The sequence below is a fragment of the Paraburkholderia suaedae genome, from assembly GCF_040812055.1.
In the GTDB taxonomy this organism is placed as follows: Bacteria; Pseudomonadota; Gammaproteobacteria; order Burkholderiales; family Burkholderiaceae; genus Paraburkholderia.
Genome location: NZ_JBFOAH010000054.1, coordinates 1 through 22,806, shown reverse-complemented (window position 1 = coordinate 22,806; position 22,806 = coordinate 1). Strand labels below are relative to the sequence as shown.

Annotated in this window: 13 protein-coding genes and 3 pseudogenes; 5 read left to right on the top strand and 11 right to left on the bottom strand. The window is 59.3% G+C overall.

Going from position 1 to position 22,806, the window contains the following annotated elements; genetic code table 11:
- Positions 1-247: 247 nt before the first annotated feature.
- From ABQJ48_RS36075 to ABQJ48_RS36060, 4 genes are all read right to left on the bottom strand, one after another.
- Positions 248-1,555, bottom strand: coding sequence for a hypothetical protein (locus ABQJ48_RS36075; RefSeq protein ID WP_367842674.1), 1,308 nt, complete (start codon positions 1,553-1,555; stop codon positions 248-250).
- 604 nt (positions 1,556-2,159) lie between these two features.
- Positions 2,160-2,669, bottom strand: a complete 510-nt coding sequence (locus tag ABQJ48_RS36070; RefSeq protein WP_367842673.1) for a GNAT family N-acetyltransferase — start codon at positions 2,667-2,669, stop codon at positions 2,160-2,162.
- A gap of 66 nt (positions 2,670-2,735) precedes the next feature.
- On the bottom strand, positions 2,736-3,590 hold the full coding sequence (locus ABQJ48_RS36065; RefSeq protein ID WP_367842672.1) for a helix-turn-helix domain-containing protein: 855 nt from the start codon (positions 3,588-3,590) through the stop codon (positions 2,736-2,738).
- A 356-nt stretch (positions 3,591-3,946) separates the two neighbouring features.
- Entirely contained in the window at positions 3,947-4,696 is a 750-nt protein-coding gene (locus ABQJ48_RS36060; protein WP_367842671.1) for an SDR family NAD(P)-dependent oxidoreductase, read from the bottom strand.
- Positions 4,697-4,857: 161 nt separating this feature from the next.
- Here ABQJ48_RS36060 and ABQJ48_RS36055 point away from each other — a divergent pair, with 161 nt between their 5' ends.
- A complete protein-coding gene (locus tag ABQJ48_RS36055; RefSeq protein WP_367842670.1) occupies positions 4,858-5,112 on the top strand; it encodes a winged helix-turn-helix transcriptional regulator in 255 nt (84 codons plus the stop codon).
- A gap of 159 nt (positions 5,113-5,271) precedes the next feature.
- Here the strand turns inward: ABQJ48_RS36055 and ABQJ48_RS36050 are convergent, their stop codons facing one another.
- The gene (locus ABQJ48_RS36050; protein WP_367842669.1) at positions 5,272-6,198 is read right to left on the bottom strand and encodes an alpha/beta fold hydrolase; all 927 of its coding nucleotides are present in this window, start codon (positions 6,196-6,198) and stop codon (positions 5,272-5,274) included.
- Positions 6,199-6,332: 134 nt separating this feature from the next.
- Complete coding sequence (locus ABQJ48_RS36045) at positions 6,333-6,980, bottom strand: isochorismatase family protein (protein WP_250491476.1); 648 nt, start codon at positions 6,978-6,980, stop codon at positions 6,333-6,335.
- 643 nt (positions 6,981-7,623) lie between these two features.
- On the opposite strand from ABQJ48_RS36045, the gene ABQJ48_RS36040 reads away from it, so the two are divergent.
- Together ABQJ48_RS36040 and ABQJ48_RS36035 are read left to right on the top strand one after the other, a co-directional pair.
- A complete protein-coding gene (locus tag ABQJ48_RS36040; RefSeq protein ID WP_367842668.1) occupies positions 7,624-8,883 on the top strand; it encodes a UvrD-helicase domain-containing protein in 1,260 nt (419 codons plus the stop codon).
- Between the two features lie 79 nt (positions 8,884-8,962).
- A pseudogene (locus ABQJ48_RS36035) lies at positions 8,963-10,206 on the top strand (ISKra4 family transposase); the annotation flags it as partial.
- On the opposite strand, the pseudogene ABQJ48_RS36030 reads toward ABQJ48_RS36035, so the two are convergent.
- Positions 10,203-10,991: pseudogene (locus tag ABQJ48_RS36030) on the bottom strand (ATP-binding protein); the annotation flags it as partial. The pseudogenes ABQJ48_RS36035 and ABQJ48_RS36030 sit on opposite strands and share 4 nt — an antisense overlap.
- Positions 10,992-12,416: 1,425 nt before the next feature.
- Between ABQJ48_RS36030 and ABQJ48_RS36025 the strand changes: the two are divergent.
- A complete protein-coding gene (locus tag ABQJ48_RS36025; protein WP_367842667.1) occupies positions 12,417-12,719 on the top strand; it encodes a hypothetical protein in 303 nt (100 codons plus the stop codon).
- A 506-nt stretch (positions 12,720-13,225) separates the two neighbouring features.
- On the opposite strand, the pseudogene ABQJ48_RS36020 reads toward ABQJ48_RS36025, so the two are convergent.
- From ABQJ48_RS36020 to ABQJ48_RS36005, 4 genes and pseudogenes are all read right to left on the bottom strand, one after another.
- Positions 13,226-13,372: pseudogene (locus ABQJ48_RS36020) on the bottom strand (IS6 family transposase); the annotation flags it as partial.
- Between the two features lie 513 nt (positions 13,373-13,885).
- The gene (locus ABQJ48_RS36015) at positions 13,886-14,083 is read right to left on the bottom strand and encodes a hypothetical protein (protein ID WP_367842666.1); all 198 of its coding nucleotides are present in this window, start codon (positions 14,081-14,083) and stop codon (positions 13,886-13,888) included.
- A gap of 39 nt (positions 14,084-14,122) precedes the next feature.
- Positions 14,123-14,254: a response regulator gene (locus ABQJ48_RS36010; RefSeq protein WP_367842665.1), complete on the bottom strand. Its 132-nt coding sequence runs from the start codon at positions 14,252-14,254 to the stop codon at positions 14,123-14,125.
- A gap of 46 nt (positions 14,255-14,300) precedes the next feature.
- A complete protein-coding gene (locus ABQJ48_RS36005) occupies positions 14,301-14,939 on the bottom strand; it encodes a response regulator transcription factor (protein WP_367842664.1) in 639 nt (212 codons plus the stop codon).
- 791 nt (positions 14,940-15,730) lie between these two features.
- Between ABQJ48_RS36005 and ABQJ48_RS36000 the strand changes: the two genes are divergently transcribed.
- Entirely contained in the window at positions 15,731-22,714 is a 6,984-nt protein-coding gene (locus ABQJ48_RS36000) for a PAS domain S-box protein (protein WP_367842663.1), read from the top strand.
- Positions 22,715-22,806 lie beyond the last annotated feature (92 nt).

Here is a 22,806-nt window from a genome sequence, read left to right as displayed (position 1 = left end):
CGTTTCGTTGACAGATCCAGACCAAGACCAAGTTGCGTCATCGAAGATACCCCTAAACTTTCCTATCTCCCAGGATAGTCCACCCGTACGTCGACGCCAGGACTTTTGCAGACCTTCCCTAGCGGTGACATGTCGCGGATGTGGGGAATGGGCTCCGGCCGCAGTTCCACTCGCTTGCGAATTTCCTCTCGATTCAGGAGCGGGGTAAAGCGGGAAACCCATGGAGTTTGATTGATGGTCATTACGCTCATTTCCTTCTGGACGTGTGTTGGTCGACGTCGTGTGCATCCCGACGGGACGCCGCGGTCTTCTTCGGGTGACCAGCCCTACGAGTGCCGCTATCCCAACTCATCCCACTCTCCTGCTCGAATCGGTCTAGCGACTCAGCCAACCAAGCTAATTTGTGCACTCTGAATGCGGAATCAGCCGTCGCGCGTTCAGCGTTCCATTCAGAAAGCTCGAGAATGGATATAGACAGCGATTCCTCGTTCCCGCGAATCGGTAGTTGCGCATCCAGGCGAAAAATCCTATTGTCCACTTCGATCCATACGTGCCGAATACAAAGGTCTAGCATGTATCCTTGGACGGCTATCTTTTTAGGGTGTAGGCGTGCAACACGATCAAGCAGGCCACACGCTTTTAGGCAATCTGAATGATACTTCAGGTCACCGAGATAAACCCCCTCCGTTTGCGCTGTCATTCCGACCGGTGTCAAGAACGTTCGTACCGCGTCCGCGATGCTCATTGGAATGCCTGAAGTCCGTAGATTTCGTTCGTAGTATTTCCACAATTCATGAGGGGTCGGCAGAACAGAGGCCAGCTCAGCTTCCATCGGCATGCGCGCGGACATATCCGCTGTGTGGTTGTATCGAATTAGCGCATGTATTTCCCGCTTGGCCAGGTTGACGACCGTATGGTTGCTTGCCACGTAGTGGGGTTCACCTTCGAATCTGACGTTGCGAGGATGCGATGATTTCACAGTCGCTTTGGACTGCCCGGAATATGCCGGCGTCATGTCTCTGATGGGCAGTCGGGCGCCTTCAGGCGCGATCAATTTTTCGCTCGAACCGACACCGCGGTCTGTTTTGTAATGCGGTGGCAGGCCCTGGGTCTCCCACATGCCGGGCTCAAGACAAATTCCCCACAGGGCGCAAAAGTATTCTTTCGGGACGGCCATAGAGAAAAGCGCCATGCGATATGCGCTCGCTCGCTCCGCTGCGAAGGAAAATCCTATGCCGAGTTTTGCGCCGCACATCAAGTCGCGCGCGACCACTTCCCACAGCGGAGGCAGTACGCTGCCTTCCACGTAGCCCTTTGGCCTGTCTGCGAGGAGATTGCCGTCGAACTCTACTTCTTCTAGCAGATAAGCCACCTCTTTGGAGAACCGCCCCTTCGAAGGAGCAAGACTTCTTCTATGTCGGGCTGATCCCAATCGGTTCTTCTGTATGTTCTCTATTCCCACCTCTTTGTTCACGATATACTGAAACTGCCTGAAGGTTGGAAAAGGCTCATCTTTCGGATGGTAGAACTCTTTTGTTCCGCGAGGTACTTTCATGGCTTCACCTCCCTGATTTTGCATCCAAATTTCTTAATCATCGTTTCTGCGTAAATGTTCCCCATGGTCTTGCCCGGTGATTCGAATTCCTCGTAGCCTTCAATGCACACGTCCGCCATGCCGCTGGTCATCCGATGGCCGTATCCCTTTCCAAACGCTTTGGATGGAGCGCCTTGCTTCTTGGTTGCGCACCTATTTCGGTCCCAGCGACCGATGTTGTTGAATGGCGGTAACAATGCCCAGATATTTCGTCCGAAGCAAAGGTACGTCAGCACCCATGTGCGATACCGCGTCTCATTTTGGGCCGGCGTACAAAGCTTACTTCGGTGCCTGTGAGGCCCGAGCGAATGTCGGTTGTCCAGCCCTCAAGCGGACAACATGGTGCTCGTCCAGCAGATACTCCGCGCTTGGTCGTTATCGGCAATTTCGGCTAATCGACAGCCATCGCCAGCGTCGCGCCTGGACGCGCACAGAGTAGCGGTGCAGCAGGCTAGGTTAGCGAACGCTCAGCTAGCCGCTGTGTTCAGTTCGTGGGTGGCCTCGCGAATACGTCCGATTAAGCGACTAGGTCATGCATATGCGATCACTCAAGTGCAGTGCGCCCTCATTTCAGCCTCAATCGAAACAGTAGTGAGCCCCTGTCCGGATAGTCGTACTGTACGGGTAGTTCGCTGCCGGAAACCTGCTCGAATCCATGGCGCCTGTAAAATGTGTGCGACCGGGCAGCACTCGAGGGCGTATCGAGGACGATCGTAGTGAGCCCGCGCGAGCGTGCGAAGGCGATCAGCGATTCATACAGTCGCGACGCACAATCCTTGTCCTTGCCGCGCCAGTCGACGGCCACGAAAAACTTCTTAAGCACCGCCACTTCCGGCGTTTGAATCATCAAGCCGATGGTGCCGACGACTTTCTCTTGCTCATCGAGCGCGACCCAGAAAGCGCCGCCAGCCGACAGGTAACTTCGTTCGATGTCGACCAGGTCCGGTTGATCGTCGAGCGATATATCCAACCCCGCCTCAACATTCTGGATATTCAGGATCAAATTGACGGCTTCCTGCTGATGCGAAGCAGTGAACGAAACCACGACAGGGGCGCGAGAATGACGGGTGGACATGATGAATACCTTGGTCTTGGTTAAGGGAAAGATCACCACACCTTAGCTGCACAGGCTCAGCGGCATCTAGAACGTTCTTGAGCCGGCGTGCCGGGCGACTGCGCCGGGCGTCATTCCAAACATCGCGCGAAAGTGCCGACCCATGTGGCTCTGGTCGGCAAACCCCGTTGCCATGGCGACTTCGGCAATCGGCATCGCGTCGAGGAGAAGGCGCTTGGACCGTAAGAGACGATGCACGAGTTGATAGCGATGCGGACTGAGGCCGTACACAGCCGAAAAGCGGCGACAGAACTCAGGCACCGACAGCGATGCTTCGCGAGCAAGTTCGGCAAGCGAAACGTTGCGATCCAACGATGCGCGCAGATATTCGCAGACCCTCTGAATCGACGGTTCCGCGGTCGCCGAGGAAAGCGAACCGGTATGAGTAGTGATTGGCTGCACCGCCGCGCAGACGCCCTCCCAAAACAGCGACCATTCGATATGACACGAACGATCCTCGTTGGATGCAGCGTGGAGCCGCCGCGTCAGCGCAGCGAATTCCGCCACCAACTTCGGATGGGTCAAAGGCTTGACGATAGCCTCGGGTGAAATACGGTGGATGGCGCAACGCATACGCCACTCGACGTCGGGCACGTAGAGCATCACATACTCGCAGCCTTGTTGGTCAATGCCGCGTCCCGCGTGCGCGACACCCGGTGCGAGCGCGTAGATCTGGCCCGCTTCGACGATCGCAGTCTGGCCATCCCGCGGTGACGTGTCCTTCGCCCCACTCAGTACGGCACCAATTGCCCATGTATCGTGTGCGTGCGAGGCAAATCGGTGCCGGCTGAATCGGGCATGAAAAACCTCGACGTTCGCTGTCACGCAACGTTTGAGGCGCGCGAATTCCAAGGGGCCTGTTGGATATGGGGGCGGTGGCATGCGTGGAATTTTGCCATGACACGCATATCGTCCACGAGGGTTGCTCCACGACGTTCGGCATCGAGGCGAATGACGGCTGTGGATTCAAAAGCCGACATTGGAGTCTTTACCGCTTCAACGGCGTCAACGGGTCGGGCTCCGTCAGCCCGCTCTTCAATTTCATCGCGCGAAAGCGGCCATTGGAATCTCGCGGCCCGGGAGCGGACAGTCGTCTGCGCGTGCTTCCGACCCTGTATAGACGGTCGCCGTGCTGAATCAGCAATGGCTCTTCCCGAGTGGAACGAACACTAGTGGCGAACGCCACCGATAGCGTACCGGCCACTGCGGAACGAATGTCCGTCACCGTCCAGTCCGGATTAGACCTGCGCCAAACCGCCATCGACGAACACTTCACTGCCGGTCATAAAGCTACTCTCGTCCGACGCCAAGAACAGCGCCACGGAAGCCGTTTCATCCGGATCAGCTATACGCCCGAGCGGCGTCTGAACTTTAAGCTCGCCGAGCATCGCATCGAGCTGAGCGCCGGAGACAAGACTCTCCATCAGGCCCGGCGTCGCCGTTGCACCGGGAGACAGTACGTTCACGCGGATTCCGGAGTCTTTCAGATCGAGCGCCCAGCTGCGCGCGAAATTGCGGATTGCCGCTTTCGTTGCGCTATATACGCTGAACGCCGGCGTCCCCTTCGAACCTGTCGTCGACCCGGTCAGGATAATCGAGGCACCTGCGTTCATCAGCGGCAACGCCTTCTGGACCGTAAACAGCGTCCCTTTCACGTTGACGTTGAATGTAAGATCGAATTGCGCTTCCGTGATCGCTCCGAGCGGCGCAAGCGAGCCTAGTCCAGCGTTCGCGAACAGAACATCGAGATGCCCCTTCTCCGCCTGCACTGCGGCGAAAATTCGGTCGAGATCATCGAGCTTCGACACGTCGCCCTGAAGCGCCCGCACGTCGTGCCCGAGGGCCGCCGCAGCCTTGTCCAGCTCGGTCTGGCGCCGCCCCGTGATGAACACGAACGCCCCCTCCTCGACGAAGCGCTTCGCGCTCGCGAGCCCGATGCCGCTATTGCCGCCGGTCACCAGCGCGACCTTTCCCGTCAGCCTACCCATATGCGTGCTCCTTGCAAAATCATCAATTTTGTGCGGGCATCGTAGACCTTAACGACACTTTTAGATGGTATGCACCTTTTGGTAAGTACCATTGGGATGACGCATGAAAACGGATGTGTTCACCTGTGGCCGCGACGTAACGCTGGCCGTGACGGGGGTAAATGGAAGCCCTGACCATGTTTCATCTCGCACACGACACGCGACGTTATTGCGAAATAAATCAGGCGGTTGGAGCAGTTAGCTACGAGATGCTAATCCAGCAATTGGAGGAATCGGAGACCGATGGCCCCGTCAATCGTGTCGACTACAAGGAGATTCCTCCGGGAGTCGAGCTCGCTAACAGCATTCGGTCTGCCCTGGCAAGCGCTCGCCCCGTTATGCGAGTGAGGCACAGCACATGCCATGGACGTCGGTAACTCGATGGGGAACCGCAAGGCATCCACTAGATGAAATCCGCGCAGATGCCGTCGTGGTGCAGCGTTGAAGGAACACACCCCGCCAACCGACACGCATAGACATTAAACGTCAATGCCGGCGACATTCGTCGTCAGCATAGGAATCACCATCAGATTCGATCACGGTCTTGAATCGATCTTTTGAGCAAGGAAGTCGCGTATCAGCGGCACCATCTCGTCCGCCTTGTCTTCCAGCGCGAAATGACCCGTGTCGAGCAGATGAGTCTCGACGTCCGGCAAATCTTCTTCGTACGGATACGCGCCGTCCGCCGGAAAGATCACATCGTTTTTGCCCCAGACGATCAGCATCGGCGGCTTAAATTCCCGGAAATACGCCTGCACCTTCGGGTAAAGAGGCAGATTGGTCCGGTAGTCATAGAACAGGTCGAGCTGGATGTCGTTGTTGCCGGGGCGATCGAGCAGCGCCTGGTCATGGACCCAGTTGTCCGGGGAAACACGGGTGCGGTCGGACACGCCATCGGTATATTGAAAGATGGTCGTCTCCAGCGTGAGCAGGGGCAGCAATGCTTTCCTGCTCGCGTCCGAACCGTCGGCCCAATATGTCTTGATCGGGTCCCAGAATGCCTTGAGGCCCTCGTCATAGGCATTTCCGTTCTGGACGATAAAACCTGCCACACGGTCCGGATGCTTCAGCGCAAGCCGCCAGCCCACGGGCGCGCCATAGTCCATCACATACATCGTGTACCGGCGCGTGCCGAGCTGATCGAGCAAGCCGTCCACCAGTTCGGCGTAGCGGTCGAACGTGTAGGCGAATTCGGCACGATCCGGCATGTCGCTCTGACCATAGCCGGGGTAGTCCGGCGCAACCACGTGATAGCGGTCGGCGAGTGCAGGAATCAGGTTCCTGAACATATGCGACGAGGTCGGAAAACCATGCAATAGCAGCACAACGGGAGCGTCGAGCGGACCGGCCTGTCGGTAGAAGATCTTGCATCCATCCACAATTGCCGTTCGATGATGCGTGACGGGAACGGCAGGGCTGTTGCGCTCGGCAGCAGACGAAGTACTCGAAGCTGGACTGGCCATTGCGATGCTCCTGGGTCGGATGGCCGGTCCGCGATCACCTTCTTTGCTCGAGGATGTCGAGCCGCGGCTCAGCACTGTGTATAAGCTGAAAGAAATGCATGTGAAGCGAGGAATTTCGGATGCCGACAGAAAGATCAGGTCATTGCCGCGACGACGTCGTCGGTGGATACCACCGCGTGCGCGAGAAACGCATAGTTGATCATGGCGGCTTTATAGCCATCACCCCAGACGGGATGACGAGGCCCTGCGGTCGCATCGGCTACGACCGACACTTCGAAGCCCTGCTCGAGCAAGTCGCGCAAATGAGCCTCCACGCACATGTTGGCGAGCATACCGCCGAGCACCACTTTGCTCATGTGACGTTTGCGCAATTGCAGTACAAGGTCATTGGTTTGTGGGCCGAATACCTTGTGTGGACTCACGACGATGGTTTGGCCGTCATCAATGTAAGGTTTGAACTCCGCCAGCCAATCCGCGCCCGAACCTTCAAGTCCCTGGAGACTCAGAGCGCCTTCTCGCGCGAACGTACCGGTTGCGAACTCGTCCGCTTCGAGCGGACCGTTGAACTTCCATGCGCGATCGGTTGGAAAGAAGTAATGAGGAGATATGAACACATTGATCTTCGCGGCTTTTGCAGCCTTGAAGATCCTCAACATGTTTTCGACGGTTCTGTTTTCCATGACGCTAGCGCCCACCGCGCCCCAGTTCTTGCCCCTCGGGCTCAGCACGTCGTTCTGCGGGTCGATGAAGACCACGGCCGTATCGGTTGGATCACAGTTCATGCCGAGTCCTATGGTAGAGAAACGGATGGCCGCCGAGCCTCCGCTTGCATAAAGTGTTAGGAAGGTTAGGTCAGTAGCTACCGTTTAGCAATGCGGAATTTTGACGCAATTTGATGATCACGACAGACGCAGTGCGCACACACTGCAGGAAACATAAAAGCGCTTGGCGGCGTTCCTCAATAAATCATGTATTAAGTGCCAAGTGAAGTTCTCGACCATCATCTTTCATGGACCATTCTCCCTGGCGGTGATCGCGATCGTGTAAACGCAGGCAGGCGCATTCTAAAATGCGCTGGTATCCCAAGGCGTGAATCTTGGCGGCGGACGATGCGACACAGACCATCCGCACACGACGGTCCGTTGTCCCGGTGAAGCTGACGTTCGAACGTCGCGGTGAACGCGTGGTTGAACGTCCGTAGATGGCCGCGTCAAGGCAGTGCCACCCGCAATTTGCTTGCCGGAAACCGGCCATTGAGCGAGGCAAAGGGAAGCTAGGCTCCGAAAATGCACGACGACCTCGACCGACCGCTCATGGCCGCACAGACCCGCACGGCCAACCAACGCCAGCAGGCTTTTTTCTTTCCGGCGACCGATTTCCTGGGCACCGGGGCAAACTGATGGTCTTTCGGCCCAAATCGAGTCCATGCCTGCCCAGTTCAGACCCACGCCAGAGCAACAGGCCATCGTAGATGCGGCCGGCAGCGGCGACAACCTCAAGATCAAGGCTTACGCGGGTGCGGGAAAAACATCGACGCTCCGTCTGGTCGCGCATCGGCTGGCTCCACAGCGCGGTACCTACCTCGCGTTGAACAGGGAATTCGCTGAGCATGCGCGGCGCGGCTTTCCGGATAACGTCGTTGCGCGGACTGTCCACTCGCTCGCGTATGCCTCCACACCGCCCGCCTTGACCTCGCGGGTGAGCCTGCCCGCCGAGCCACCGCATGAGCTTGCGGCGCGGTACGGCCTGAGCTCCGTGGAGGTGCCATCTGTCACTGGCAAGGCTCTCGAGTTGACCGCCTTCGACGTGGGCCGCATGGTTGCCGACGGACCTGGACGCTTCTGTCGTTCCGCGAGTCCTGTACCCGAGCCGGCTCACATTCCCGTCGACGAGAAAATCGACACCGGCGCCGCAGAGTGGCTCCGCGACGGACTGCTCCCCTCGGTTTCTCGCATGTGGAGGGAGAGCACTGAACGAAGCGGGCGCAGCGCGATCATGCCAGACGTATACCTGAAGGTCTGGTCACAGATGGATCCGCGCATTGACTCGGCCTTCATACTGTTTGACGAGGCGCAGGATAGCGACGGCGTCATGCTGCAAATACTGGCGCGTCAAACTCACGCGCAGATCATCTATGTGGGCGACCCCTATCAGCAGATTTACGAGTGGCGCGGGGCACTCAACGCGATGTCGCAAATCGACGCCCCGGAGCGTGCACTGACCGAGTCGTTCCGGTTCGGCGCGCTGTTCGCTACACTGGCCAGCAGGCTGCTCCAGCTTCTGGGCGAACGCACGCCATTGCGCGGCCAACCCGGCATCGGCTCCATCATCTCTGATGACCCGGCCATTGCACCGCCTGTCGATGCCATCTTGTGCCGAAAGAACGTCTCCGCGATCTGGCATCTCGCGGCCGGAATCGAGGCTGGGCATCGCCCCTCGATCCGCATGAGTCCCGCTGAGATCGTGGCGTACGCCGACGGCGCTGACGCACTAATCGCCGGACGTCGCGCATTCCGGCCAGCGGCATTTTCGCTGTTCGAAACTGGAAGGAGGCACAATCCTTTGCGCGCAGCGCCGCCGGCGTCGATCTTCTACCGGTCGTACGAATCGTGGATGAACTCGGGACCGACTACCTGCGCTCACTCGCCCAGCGAATCACAGCAGACGCTGAAGCGGACTACGTGATCTCGACCGTTCACCGGGCGAAAGGTCTTCAATGGAAACGTGTGAAGGTGACAAACGATTTCCTCTTCAAGATGGAAAACGGTCGACTGTGGATTGCGGCGTCCAGCGTCGTCTGCATGATAATCATTGCTCGGAGCTGAAGACCGCGCTAGGAAAGGTTTACTATTGCCGCGAACGATGGAAGGCCTGCAATTGCGGTGCTGACGGCGCAAGATATGTTTCTCCGCTAAAGAACTACCTGACGGAGACAAGTACCGGTGAACTGAGATGGCTGCACGCGGAGTTGGGCGCCACGATGCCCTACCGGCAAGCCAAGGCGGTCATGGACCTTCTGCTACCCACCTCAGGTCGCGACAATCATGTAACCGTTCGCAACCACACCGTGGCCATCGGAAAATCGATACAGCACGCACGGCCCGTGCGTCGGTGGTGCGAGAAGGAAAGACCGATTGCGGAGCTTGGCATTGACGTCGGCTATGTCCGTCGCGCACGTTGTAATCGCAAGGGTTCGGACAAGGAAAATCGCGCAGAAGCCGGGAACCGGTCGTCGTCGATCGCAGTCGTAGTTGCTGCTTTGGGCCAAGCCGGTAAGCAGCCACGAGTGTGGGCTTCCGCCATGCCGCGCACCAGGCGACTGAATCAAGAAATGACACGATTCCTCGAGGACAGCGGATACGGGGATCCCAATGAAGTCGTTGTCCTGACTGACGGAGTTCGGGACCTGGCCGGCGTCGCTAATGATCTCCCATACGATAACGAGTGGATTCTCGATTGGCCACACATCGGGCGGATGTTGCGACGCGTTGAGCAGGCTATCGCGCCTCTGGCATATGGGCGACTCACGGACAGTGGATCAGCGTTTGAACTGTGGGATCTGTTTGTCCGCTTCCGCCACTACGTTTGGGTCGGACAGACAGCGGCCTGGCAGCAGTTTGCAGCCAGACTCGCTCACTTGCTTGATCTACGTGAGACACGAGATCCGGCAGTGGGCAGCCAAGTCAGGAAAGCGAGCTATAGCCTCTCGAACGTGGTCACGAATCTCGACAGCAACGCTGAATATCGCTGATCGACTATCGCACATGGCAATGTGCGGGAGGGCGGATCTCCACCGGCTTCGTCGAATCGTCAATTAACCGAATCGTCGGCCGTCGAATGTGCAAGAGCCAGCATATGCGCTGGAGTCGCGTGGGGGCACACAGTGTCGTGCAATTGCGCGTCGCGTTGTTGAACCAGGAATTCCACGAACTCGCACGACGACAGTTTCCGTGGATTGGAGAGCGACGTGTTACGTGGCCTTGGCAACGAACATCCCAGTCTTTTTAACGGCTTCCACCAACATCTGCTGCTTCGTCTGCCCATGGCTCGGATGGCGGAGCCTCGGTCGGCGGGACCTCGTCGGCCGGCAACGTGAACCAGAAGCGTGCGCCAATAACGTTGCCACGGGCGTCAGTACGATTCTCGGCACCAATGATCCCGCCATGTGCATCCACGATCACCCGACAGAGCGCGAGGCCGAGACCTACTCCGGGCTTGGCGGACTCCTTCTCGCCACGGGTGAACTTGTCGAATACGCGCGTCTCCATGCCCGTCGGCAGGCCCGGTCCGCTGTCGTCGACACAGACCTTCACGTATTTTCGGTCCCCTTCATGGGCCGCTGTCGCGCCGATCGTGAGTGGCGTGCCCGGTAGCGTGTACTTCGCCGCGTTCTCAAAGAGATTCGCAAAGAGCCGTTCCATCAGTACTGCTTCGAGTTGCAGCAATGGGAACTCCGGCGGCACCTGCACCCGTACCGGACGGCCGCCTAGCACCCGGCGGCATGCGCCGAGCGCCGCGCCGACCACCTCTTCGAGGATCAGCCACTGCCGGCTAAGGCGCAGGCCGCCGGCTTCGAGCCGTGCCATATCGAGGAGGTTCGTGGCGAGACAGTTCATACGCAGCGCCTCCTCGTAGATCGCGTCGACAATTCCCGTAGTCGCTCTCGCCGACTTCCTCCCTTTTTCCTGTTCGACGAGTATCGACGCGAACCCGACGATCGCGGTCAGCGGCGAGCGCAGGTCGTGCGAGATCGCCGACAGTAGTGAATTGCGAGTTCGCTCCGACTCCACGTGCCGCGTCCAGCAGGTTTTTGCTGGTCGTAGCATTGCCTCAACTGACGCGCATCGCTCGGGCGGTCGGCATGGACCTGCGGGGCACCACCGTCAGCATGGATGGGTGGCTACGACTGCACGACTAAACGCTAGGTAAATTTCAACCGCGGCATGATTCCCAACATTGACCCGAACTCGCGCGGGCGCAAAACGCCGAAGCGAAGTCGCAAGCCACTCGTCAATCTCGCGATCTTTGAAGCGCGGTTCAATACGATCGAGCTGCCGTTCGGCTGGGGAAGACAGGTTCCGGCGCTTGCTGCTTCGGTTCCAATGCCTCAGCCCACTGAACTACGCATTTAGAACCCTGGTCTCTAGTACGATCAACTTGTCACACTTCTGCCGCAGGGGATCTTCAAACCTATCCTTCTCGATCTTTGACACTTGGCGTCATGGTACCCAGGGCCAGTTACATTGCAGTCCTGCGAAAACCAGCTCTCGAAACGACCTCGGGAAACGGCAATCTCTCCGATTCTCACGTTTTACCTTGCGCTTGTGGTGGCCCTGTGGCGGCATCTTGCAATATGGATGAAGAAGTTCTGTTGCTGGACCGGTTGCCGTGAATCGCCCGGCATGAAGTTCCTCCGGCCCGGGGTCACATTGCGGTCCGCAGTACAATTACCAGGCCGTGGTGACCGAATTGGACGGTTCGTAGTGCCAGATTCTTGATGATAGTCGGTGGGGCGAAGGACGGGTATTACATGAATCTGGAACCAGTACAGCGAGGGTATCGGCGCTCGGCGCTTGTTGAGCAACGAGGCCAGCCGCCTGGACGTGCCCCAGATTACATAAACATGCAATGTCTCGGCCGGGCAGAACGATATATGTTGTTTCTGCGGACGCTTGATCAAAGCACGGGAATAGCCGGTCGAAAAACTCGTATCATTGCCTCCGAAGATGCCATTTGCGTGGACGGTATGGTGGTCAATCGAATGCGTGGCGCGATCATGTGGAGGCGGCTCCGTGGCCAGTCTGGAGATGCGCGTCGCAGCGGAGCGACTGGACAATCGCGCCGTCGGTGCGAGGATGCACGAGAGGTTTTCCCTGATGGGCGGTCGGACGCGCGCGCGACAGTATGAAATCCTTTGAATTGTCCTGAGGCATGGGTACGCGCGTGGGACGTGTCGAACGCTTCATAAAGATCAAGAAGCTGTCGCGAAATTAACCAGAGGGTCCGTTAACTCTTTCTGCACCCGGTGTTAACGTCCTGTCTTGTTTTGTCCGACAGGAAGCGATGCCTAAAGAGCTTATAGACGACGAACTGTGGTCACTCATCGAAGTTGTCAATCTGTCTGCTGACGATGTTGCGCAGGCGCAGTGCCAGCCGTAACGCATCTGTGGATGCACTAACTCGGTACGTTGAGTCCCAAAGCTAACCGGAGAATCGAGATGAAAGAGCGACCGCTTCTTGACGCGGACGAGCGCCTGAATCAGTCAACGGAAGCGACGCTATCCGCGCTGATAGGCCAGATCAACGGCTTTGTCCAAAACTCGGTCCTCGACAGCCGGTGCGCGGCGAAGCTCGTCAAGCGCTTGAAAAGCGAGGCCGAGGTCATCCTCGGTACCGGAAACTCGACGAAGTCGGGGCGCCGCGAGCTGAAAGAGGCATTCGATGAGGTGGAGGCAACGCTTCGCGAACACGACGCGGGTCTACTGGTCGCAGCGAACGCCGCTCTACGTGTGAAGGCATGACCTGACGCTGACGGTGGACTGGTCCGCCGCTAGAACCCCGCTCCATAGGAGAATGACCCGCAAGTACTAACCTCAACCGATTCCTCGCGTGCAAGGGACCGGATTGCGGGTTCGGTGGTGGCGTGATCGGTTCCAATGATGTGCGCGTTCCAGTGCGCACAAACTGGAATATGGCTGTTTTCGATCGCAACGATGGCATGATGTCTGTGAATCGCAGACATCATGAAGTCGTGACTTCCACGGCAAAGGAGCGTTCATCATGAAGATAGCCACTGTCCGTAAACAGGTGTCGTCCCGACTGATCCCGGAGTTACTTCAGGACCCCGGTTTCGACAGTTCTCTAGAGCTAGCGATGCGTCATCGGACGGTTTGCATGCGCTCATCTTCTCAACACGTACCTGAACTTAGTGACGCCTTTTCCACATCGCTCACGATCACGTCTTTTGAACGCAGCCGCACTGGACGGTTTGATATCTGCTCCTGCAAGCCGACTTCGGGAGGCCTACTCCCATCTTCAGTACAGCACCATAAGCTTTCGCCTGTGTTCGTGACACATTCTCGTCCATGCGCCAACTCTTGCCAACCGGCTGCTTGCGCAAGCGAAACGCTTTCTCCAGTACCGGCAACAACTTCGCGGCCCAGCGGTGCACCGTGAATGCTTAAGGGCTTTCTCCTCGCCATGACGAGGTGAGTCATGATTTTCCCGATCGCTCGAAGGAGCAGCCGCCATGCAGAAAGCAGTTAAGACCGACCGCACACGGTTCCACACCGTAATCCTCTTCGACGCCCAGCAAATCATCGAAGTTTTGCGCCGCAGCGATGAATGATACGGTTCGCGGTACGGGGCGACATCGACGACAGTCACTTGTCGAGGGGCGCGCCGCACTGTCAGCTTTGAAAGCACTTTCTGACCTCTGGAGGTTGCGATGGCAACGCTTTCACACTGGATAGTAATCCTTAGCGAGTTATAAATGGAATACACCACATATACATGGAACGCCGTAAACGTCCGCCGGCGAACGGTCGGTTACGACCTGGTGGTCTGGTGCTGACAGCGGCACAGGGTGTGCACCCCGAGGCTACGTGATGTGTCTTGCCATCGAGGGCTGCGAACGCGCACAGGTACTTACCTGCGCACCCCACGGATTGCTTTAAACCCCGACCGTTCAAGCGATACTATCCAGCAGGTCCAGCAACGCGTCGCCGACGACAGCTTTCTGAAGAAACCCAGCGCCTCGCTGCCGATAGTAGTCTTCTGTATTCTCGCCCGGTTTGCCTGTGATAATGATGCCCCCAATGACGGGCGTCGTTGCGTCCGAATAAACCGTTCTATCGAGCACTTGAATGCCGTCAATGGGCCGCATTCCAAGGTCGGTGATAACGCATACCAGGCCCGAGCACCGTCAGACAAAATCCAGCGCACATTCGTAAGCCTGTGTCCCATACCCGCCCGAGGCCAGCAGGTTCGCCAGAGACGGCAGAACGCGTCGATCGTCGTCGATCAGATCGACGGTCCGAACCGGAGGCGTGGGCATTTTGTTCCCCGGGTCATCGAGTCCAACAAAAGAATGAACGTCGGCGTCAGGCATCGAACGTGGTTGTAGGCGAGGCTTCCAGCTGCAATTTGCTTGCCTGCCTGACCAGCGTGGCAAATGAATCCGCCTGCATTTTTCTCATGATCTTGCCGCGATGTACCTGTACGGTGTATTCGGTAATGCCAAGGATTGCCGCCGCCTGCTTGTTGAGCAGGCCGCCTGCGAGTAACGGCAAAAGCTCCTGCTCACGAGGCGTCAGCGATTCGTAAAGAGCCCGGAGCGCCGCGGTATCTTCCGCCTGCTTGCGAAGAACGTACGCCGTGGCGAGTGCCGCATCAACCGCGCGCATTAACGTATCTTCATCGAGGGGCTTTGTGAGGAAGTCAACCGCCCCGCCCTTCATGGCCAGGACCGTGGACGGCACATCTCCCCTCCCGGTAATGATAATGACGGGAATCGGAGATTCCATGCTGACAAGCTTCTGGACTTCCAGCCCACACATGCCGGGCATTCTCAGATCCAGAATCAGACATGCAACGCCATTCTGACGTGGTGTGTCCAGAAACTCTCTGCCGGAGTTGAATGCGTGGACGTCTCTTCCGTTTGCGCGCAGCAGCGCAGAGAGTGCTTCGCGCACCCGACTGTCGTCGTCGACCAGATACACCAGTTCGCTTGCAGATACCATGCAACGCCTCTAGCGGCAGGGAAAAGCCTATCCTAACATCGGCACAGCCGGTCCACGACAATCTCCCTAGATGCCCTCACGCGGTCGTGCCGACAAAAAATGATAGCGGTCGAAATCGTCTGACGAACGCACAGACAACCGTGTTGCGCATTACATGAATATGTAATAGCACCACCAGATGCGAAGTTATAAATTTATCGTTTCGCCTCATTGAGTGACCGGTAGCTTCTGATGCGGCGTCCTCGGACGGGCGTCAGTGCCGTCAGCCGACCATGCGACATGGCTGCATGGCACACACGCTCAACCTTCTCGCTTTCGCCACGCCCGGCGACGACAATGTTAAGTGGAAGGCCTGCATGAGAGCCCCGGCGCGTCGGATGTAATGATCGGGGACGAACCGGTCGCGAATGCTCTGACGGGCCAGTTAGCCATGCCAACTACAACGAAATAAATCCTGTGAAGTTGACCGCGCCCCTCCCCACCGGTCGCCACTCCTGCACCGAGGCGACGCTCGGTCAGGACTCACCGCGACTCGGCAATCACGACTTTTCGACAACCACGGTCATTTGTGCCAACGGGGACGGGTTTATCTTGGACGGCTAATAGTTTGAATTCTCTGATACTGTTTCGGCGGTCGTAATGATTCGATCCTAGGCGCTCGATCATCCCCAGCCAGCCTGCCGCACCCGGCCTTCCAGCGTTTTCGCGAAGTACAAGAACGGCGTCCTCATGAACGCGTCGTAGACCGGCCGCTTATGACTTGGGCAAGCATCAGAATGGACCGGCATTCCATGAACCAGATCGAACCCGATGTAGATCGCGCTCCGTGGCTCCGCGAGCGCGACCGAACAGTGCTTGTTCCCGACGATTCCGGCTACCAGCCCCTCGACGGTCTCCTCGATGCACCGATGGACTCCGGAATCTTCCTGCGCCGCGCCATCGGCATCGCGTCGGCGCTGGCCACAGTCCACCGGAGTGGGCTCGTGCACAAGGACGTCAAACCGGCCCACATCCTGGTGAATCCCGATAGTGATGAAGTCAGGCTCACGGGTTTTGGTCTCGCGTCGCGGCTCACGCGAGAGCGTCAACGGCCGGAGCCGCCCGAGTCGATCGCCGGTACGCTCGCCTATATGGCACCGGAGCAAACCGGGCGGATGAATCGTTCGGTCGACTCCCGCAGCGATCTCTACGCGTTCGGCGTGACGCTCTACCAGATGCTCACGGGAAGTCTCCCATTCATCGCTGTCGATCCGATGGAATGGGTGCACTGCCACATTGCGAGAAAGGCAGTGCCGCCGCACGAGCGTGTGGCCGACCTGGCACCGGTCCTCTCCGCGATCGTGATGAAACTGCTCGCCAAGACTGTGGAGGAGCGCTATCAGACCGCGGCAGGCGTTGAAGCGGACCTGCGACGCTGCCTTGCGCAGTGGGAAGCCGACCGACGCATTGATGAATTCGCGCTGGGCGAGCTCGATACGCCAGACCGCCTGATGATTCCCGAGAAACTGTACGGGCGATCGCAAGAGGTAAAGGCGCTGCTCGACACCTTCGAGCGCGTTGTCAACAGCGGGGCGCCGGAGCTGGTGCTGGTCTCCGGGTATTCCGGCATCGGCAAGTCGTCCGTCGTCAACGAACTGCACCCGGTGCTGGTGCCTCCGCGCGCGCTTTTCGCCTCCGGCAAATTCGACCAGTACAAACGTGACATCCCCTATTCGACGCTGGCGCAAGCCTTCCGGAGTCTGTTACGACCGCTGCTTGGCAAAAGTGAGGCGGGGCTTGCGGCCTGGCGCGACTCTCTTCGGGAAGCGCTCGGGCCGAACGCCGGACTCGTTGTGGATCTCGTTCCAGAATTGGCGCACATCATCGGACAGCCCGCGCCAGTCCCCGAGTTGCCTCCACAAGACGCGCAGCGCCGGTTCCAACTCACGTTCCGGCGGTTCATCGAAGTGTTCGCCCGGCCAGAACATCCGCTGGTGCTCTTCCTCGACGATTTGCAATGGCTCGATGTGGCGACGCTTGACCTGATGGAGGACTTGTTGACCCGCTCCCATCCGCGCAACCTCATGCTGATCGGCGCCTATCGCGACAACGAAGTCACTGCCACGCATCCGCTGATGCGCAAGCTGGACGCCATCAAGGCCGCTGGCGGCAAGGTGGCGGAGATCACGCTGACGCCGCTTGCCCGGGAGCATCTCGAACAGCTGATCGCGGATGCGCTTCGTTGCAGGACGGAGCGGGTCGCGCCGCTGGCGTGGCTGGTGCATGACAAGACCGCCGGAAATCCGTTCTTCGCCATTCAGTTCATTGCTTCGCTGACAGAAGAGGGGATGCTTACCTTCGATCATGATGCGATGCGCTGGTCGTGGGACCTCGATCGCATCCACACGAAGGGTTATACCGACAACGTGGTGGAGCTCATGATCGGCAAACTGACCCGCCTTTCAGACGAAACGCAGCGAGACCTGCAACTGCTTGCGTGCATGGGGAACAGCGCCGAACTCTCCCTACTAGAACCAGTGTCCCAGCGCAAGGGAGACGATCTCCATGAACGGCTTTGGGAAGCAATTCGTGCAGGCCTCGTTACGTGCACGGAGCATTCCTGCGGCTTCGTGCACGACAGGGTTCAGGAGGCGGCGTACTCGTTGATTCCGGAGGAGGCGCGTGCGCAGATCCATCTCCGGATAGGCAGGCTGCTCGTGGAATGCACCCCGTTGGAAAAGCTGCCGGAGATGATCTTCGAGATCGTCAACCAGCTCAACCGCGGTACACACCTCATCACGTTACAGGACGAGCGCGAGAAGCTCGCCGGGCTGAACCTGATCGCCGGCAAGCGTGCGAAGGCCTCGTCCGCCTACGCCTCTGCGCTGACGTATCTGCGCGCCGGCGCAGCGCTGCTACGGGAGGATGCGTGGGAGCGCCAGCAGGAGCTTGCCTTCGCCCTGGAACTGCATGGGGCCGACTGCGAGCTCTGGATGGGGGGACTGCCGGCCGTGGAAAAGCGTCTCGCAGCGCTTGCCACGCGCGCTGCCGACACGGTCCAACGAGCGGCCGTCGCTAGCCGGCGCGTGGATCTTTACACGATGCTCGGGGACTGCGATCGTGCGGTCGCGGTCGGTCTGGAATACCTCCGCCATGTGGAGATCGATTGGGCAGCCCATCCCACCCCACAGGAAGCGCATCGCGAGTACGAACGGATCTGGTCCCAGCTCGGAAGTCGTCAGATTGAGGAAATCATCGACCTGCCGCTGACGAACGATCCGGAGTGTCTTGGTACGCTCGACGTGCTCATCAACCTGGGCGCCCCGGCGTTATTCACCGACGAGAATCTGTACGCGCTCACCGTCTGCAGGGCGGCGAATCTCAGCCTGGAGCGTGGCAACAGCGACGGTGCACCCGCGCACTACGTCGCGGTCGCGCTTATCGCCGGCGACCGCTTCGGCCATCACGACGCAGGGTATCGACTTGGAAAGGTCGCCTGCAATCTGGCCGAACATCGCGGATTGACGCGCCTGGGAGGAAAAGCCTACCTGCTCTTCGCACTCGTGGTGCCGTGGACACGACCGCTGCGGGAAGGGATCGATCAGGCTCGACGTGCCTTTCAGATGGCGAACCAGCAAGGCGACCCGACGTTTGCTGCATACGCCTGTCGCACTTTCAGTTCCGATCTTTTCGCTTCGGGCGATCCACTCGATCAGGTTGAGCGTGAATCAGAGCAAGGATTGGAGTTTGTGCGCACGGTACGGTTCGGACTCGCTGCCGACATGATGGTGCCGGCGCACACACTCGTGCGCACGCTCCGTGGCGAAACCGCGAAATTCGGTTCGCTCGACGATGGCCCGTTCACGGAGCGCTCGTTCGAGGCGCGCCTCACCGGTCATCCGGCTCAGGCCATGCCTGAATGTTTCTACTGGATCCGGAAGCTGCAGGCGAGATTCTTCGCTGGCGACTACGCATCGGCTGTCGATGCCGCGGAAAATGCGGAGGGATACTATTCGACGGCCACGTCGCTTTCAGTGATGCTGGTGGAGCGAGCGGAATACCATCTCTATGCCGCCCTCTCCCGTGCCGCCTGCTGCGAGCCCATGGGTCCCGATCCGTATGCGAAGCATCGGGATGCGCTGTCGGCACACGAACAGCAACTCCGGGCATGGGCTGAAAACTGCCCACAGAACTTCGAGGATCGCGCGGTGCTGGTCGGCGCGGAAATCGCACGCATCGAGGGCCGCTTGCCCGACGCAATGGATCTGTACGAGCAAGCGATTCGCTGTGCGCGTTCGAATGGCTTTATCCAGAACGAGGCGCTGTCGTACGAACTGGCTGCCCGCTGCTACGCGGCACGCGGCTTTGAGGAGTTTGCGCATCTCTACCGGGGAAACGCACGGCGTGCCTATCTGCAATGGGGCGCCTTTGGAAAGGTACGGCAGCTCGATCAACTCTATCCCGCGTTGAAGCAGGACGATCGTGCCCCGGCCCCTGCAGTCACGATCGACGCGCCGGTCGAACATCTGGATCTGGCTACGGTGATCAAGGTGTCGCAGGCGGTGTCGGGTGAGATCGTGCCGGAAAAGCTCATCGAATCGCTGTTGCATACGGCCATCGAGCATGCCGGCGCGGACCGTGGGCTGCTGATCCTCCCGCGTGATAGCGAATTCCTGATCCAGGCGGAGGCGAAGACTTCCGGCAGCTCCGTTTCGGTCAGCCTGCGCGAGGCGCCAGTTGCCGCGGACGAGCTTCCCGACTCGGTGGTACGTTACGCCGCGCGTACCCGGGAGATCGTGATTCTCGACGATACTTCAGTCCCGAATCCGCATTCCACTGATCAGTACATCGCTGCACAGGGCGTCCGGTCGGTACTCTGCCTGCCGTTGCTGAAGCAGGGTGCGCTGGTTGCGCTGCTGTACCTGGAAAACAGGCTCGCTTCAGGCGTTTTTACGCCAGGCAGGATTTCTGCCCTGAAGGTGCTCGCTTCCCAGGCGGCGATTTCGCTCGAAAACAGCAGTCTGTACGGTGAAATCCGGGGACGGGAAGCGCAGATCCGCCGGTTAATCGACGCCAACATCGTCGGGATTATCTTTGGGGACCAGGGTGGTCAGATCTTCGAGGCCAATGACGCGTTTCTTCGCATGGTCGGATACGAGCGCGAGGATCTCGTCGCGGGTCGATTAAGGTGGACCGACCTGACACCTCCCGAATGGCTCGACCGCCAGCAAGAACAAAACTTGCAGCAGTTCAGGCGGACCGGCAGCGTGCCGGCCTTTGAAAAGGAATATCTCCACAAAGATGGCAGCCGGGTGCCAGTGCTGATCGGCGTGACCGCTTTCGACGAGGGCTGCGAGCGCGGCGTGGCCTTCGTCGTCGACATGACGGAGCGCAAGCGCGCGGAGGCGGAACTCTGGCGCAGCCGTCAGTACCTGGCGGAGGCGCAGAAGGTCAGTCACACCGGAAGCTGGGCATGGAGTCCCGTTTCAAATGCCATTCTGTACTGGTCGGACGAGTGTTATCGCGTCCACGGCCACGACCCTGCGAAGGGCCTGCCCTCGTTCGAGCGATTGGTCGAGGACGTTCATCCTGACGACCGAGCCCGGATCCTGGAAAGCCTGGGGCGGGCCGTACGCGATGGTGCTGACTGGGAAGCCGAGTACCGACTCGTGCACTTCGATACCGGAGTGAGAACCGTCCGTAGCCTGGCGCATCCGGTTCTGGACCGCTCGGGTCACGCGATCGAATACATCGGCACCGTGATCGACGTCACGGAGCAGAAGCGTGCAGAGCAGGAGCGCGAGGAACATCTATGGTTCCTCGAGTGCATGGACCGCATCAACCGCGCGATGCAGCGAACGAACGAGGTCGAGGGCATGACGCGCGGGGTGCTTGAGGAGGCACGGGCGATCTTCAATTGCGATCGGGCCTGGCTGGTCTATCCCTGCGACCCCGATGCGCCGACGTGTCGCGCGGTGATGGAGCATACGCATCCGGACTATCCGGGCGCCTTCGCGCTCGACCATGAGCTGACAGTGGACGCCCGGACGGCGCAATTCCTGCGCGACATGCTGCACACCCCAGCGGCGGTGGTGGATCCAGGCATCCCGCCGGAGGTTGGCGAACGGTTCAACATCCTGTCGACGATCGCGATTGTGGTGCGTCCCAGGGGCGACAGGCCGTACCTGTTCGGGCTGCATCAGTGCTCGCATTTGCGCTCGTGGACTACCGTGGAGCGGCGGCTCTTCGAGGAGATTGGCCGGCGCCTGGAAGACGCGTTGACGAGCGCGCTCGCGCACCGCAACCTGCTCGCCAGCGAGGAGGCGCTGCGCGCGAGTGAGGAACGCTTCCGGACCCTGGTCGATCACGCGACGGATGCCATTTTCCTGTACGACGACGAAGATATCGTGATCGACGTCAACCGTCAGGCCTGCGAGGCGCTGGGTTATACGCGCGAAGAGCTCATCGGCACGGGTACGTGTCAGTTCGACCCCGACCTCTCGCCGGAAAAGCTCCAGTGGATCAAGCAGCGACTGCGCGAGGACGGCACTGCGACGTTCAACGCCCGTCACCGCCGCAAAGACGGAAGTCTCTTTACCGTCGAGGTGCGTGCGCGGACGTTCAACCGCGGTGGACGCCTGTTCGCAATTGCGCTCGCCAGCGACATCACCGATCGCAGGCGCCGCGAGCAGCGGCAGCTCGCGCAATTCAGCATCACGCGCACGCTGTCGGAAGCGGGCTCGCTCGAAGAGGCGGCACCGCGCATTCTGCGTGAACTGTGTGAGGCACTCGAATGGGATCGTGGCACATTCTGGCGCGTCGATTCGGAAGCGGGCATGCTGGTGTGCGTGCAAACATGGCCGTCGGACACCTTCGCGCGTGCCGGTTCCGGGTGGGTGTCCGCGACGGGTGGCTTCGGCATGGGGCTCCGCGGGCAAGTGTGGTCGAGCGGCGCACCTGCATGGATTCCCGACATGGCGCTCGATCGGCAGTTCCAGCGGGCGGAATCGGCCGCTGAGGAACGGCTCCGCGCGGCCTTCGCCTTCCCGGTCATGCTCAGGACCGGTGTACTGGGCGTGATCGAATTCTTCAGCCGCGAGGTCCGCGACGCCGATCCCGAACTCCTGCGGATGATGACCTCCGTCGGCTACCAGATCGGGCAATTCATCGAGCACACGCGAGCGGAAGACGCGCTGCGACTTGCGCGGGAAAAGCTTGTGCAGGCATCACAGATGGCGACTGTTGCCGAGCTGTCCGCGTCCATCGCCCACGAAATCAACCAGCCGCTGCAGTCTGTTGTGGCCCATGGGCAGGCGTGCCGGCGCTGGCTCGCTGCAACGCCGCCAAACATCGACAACGCCCGGCTCAGCGTCGAAGCCGTCGTCCGTGACGGATATGCCACGGCGAACGTGATAAGCCGTATTCGCGCGCTGTTCAGTCGCACGGCTCCTGAAAAGGTCGATCTTGACATCAACAAGCTGATCCTTCAGGTCTGCACGCTGATGGCTAGCGAAATCCACGGGAATCTGATCCTGCTCGAGACCCAGCTAGCCCAGGACGTGACGATGATCAGAGCCGACGCAGTGCAGATCCAGCAGGTGATCGTCAATCTTGTGCGCAACGCCATCGAGGCGATGTGGGCGACGACGGAACGACCCAAGTCGCTAGCGATCCGCTCCCGGCGTGATGGAGACAACCTGGTGGTCGACGTTCAGGATGAAGGCATGGGGATCGCGAATCTGGAGACGATATTCGAGCCATTTACCTGTGTGATTCACAGACATCGTTTCAACTAAAATGAAGCGATGGACCGTGAGATTGCGACTCGATTGCGGTGGGTGGCGATGTACCACGAGACCGGTAATGCCGGTCTCGTGTGTGCGCGCTG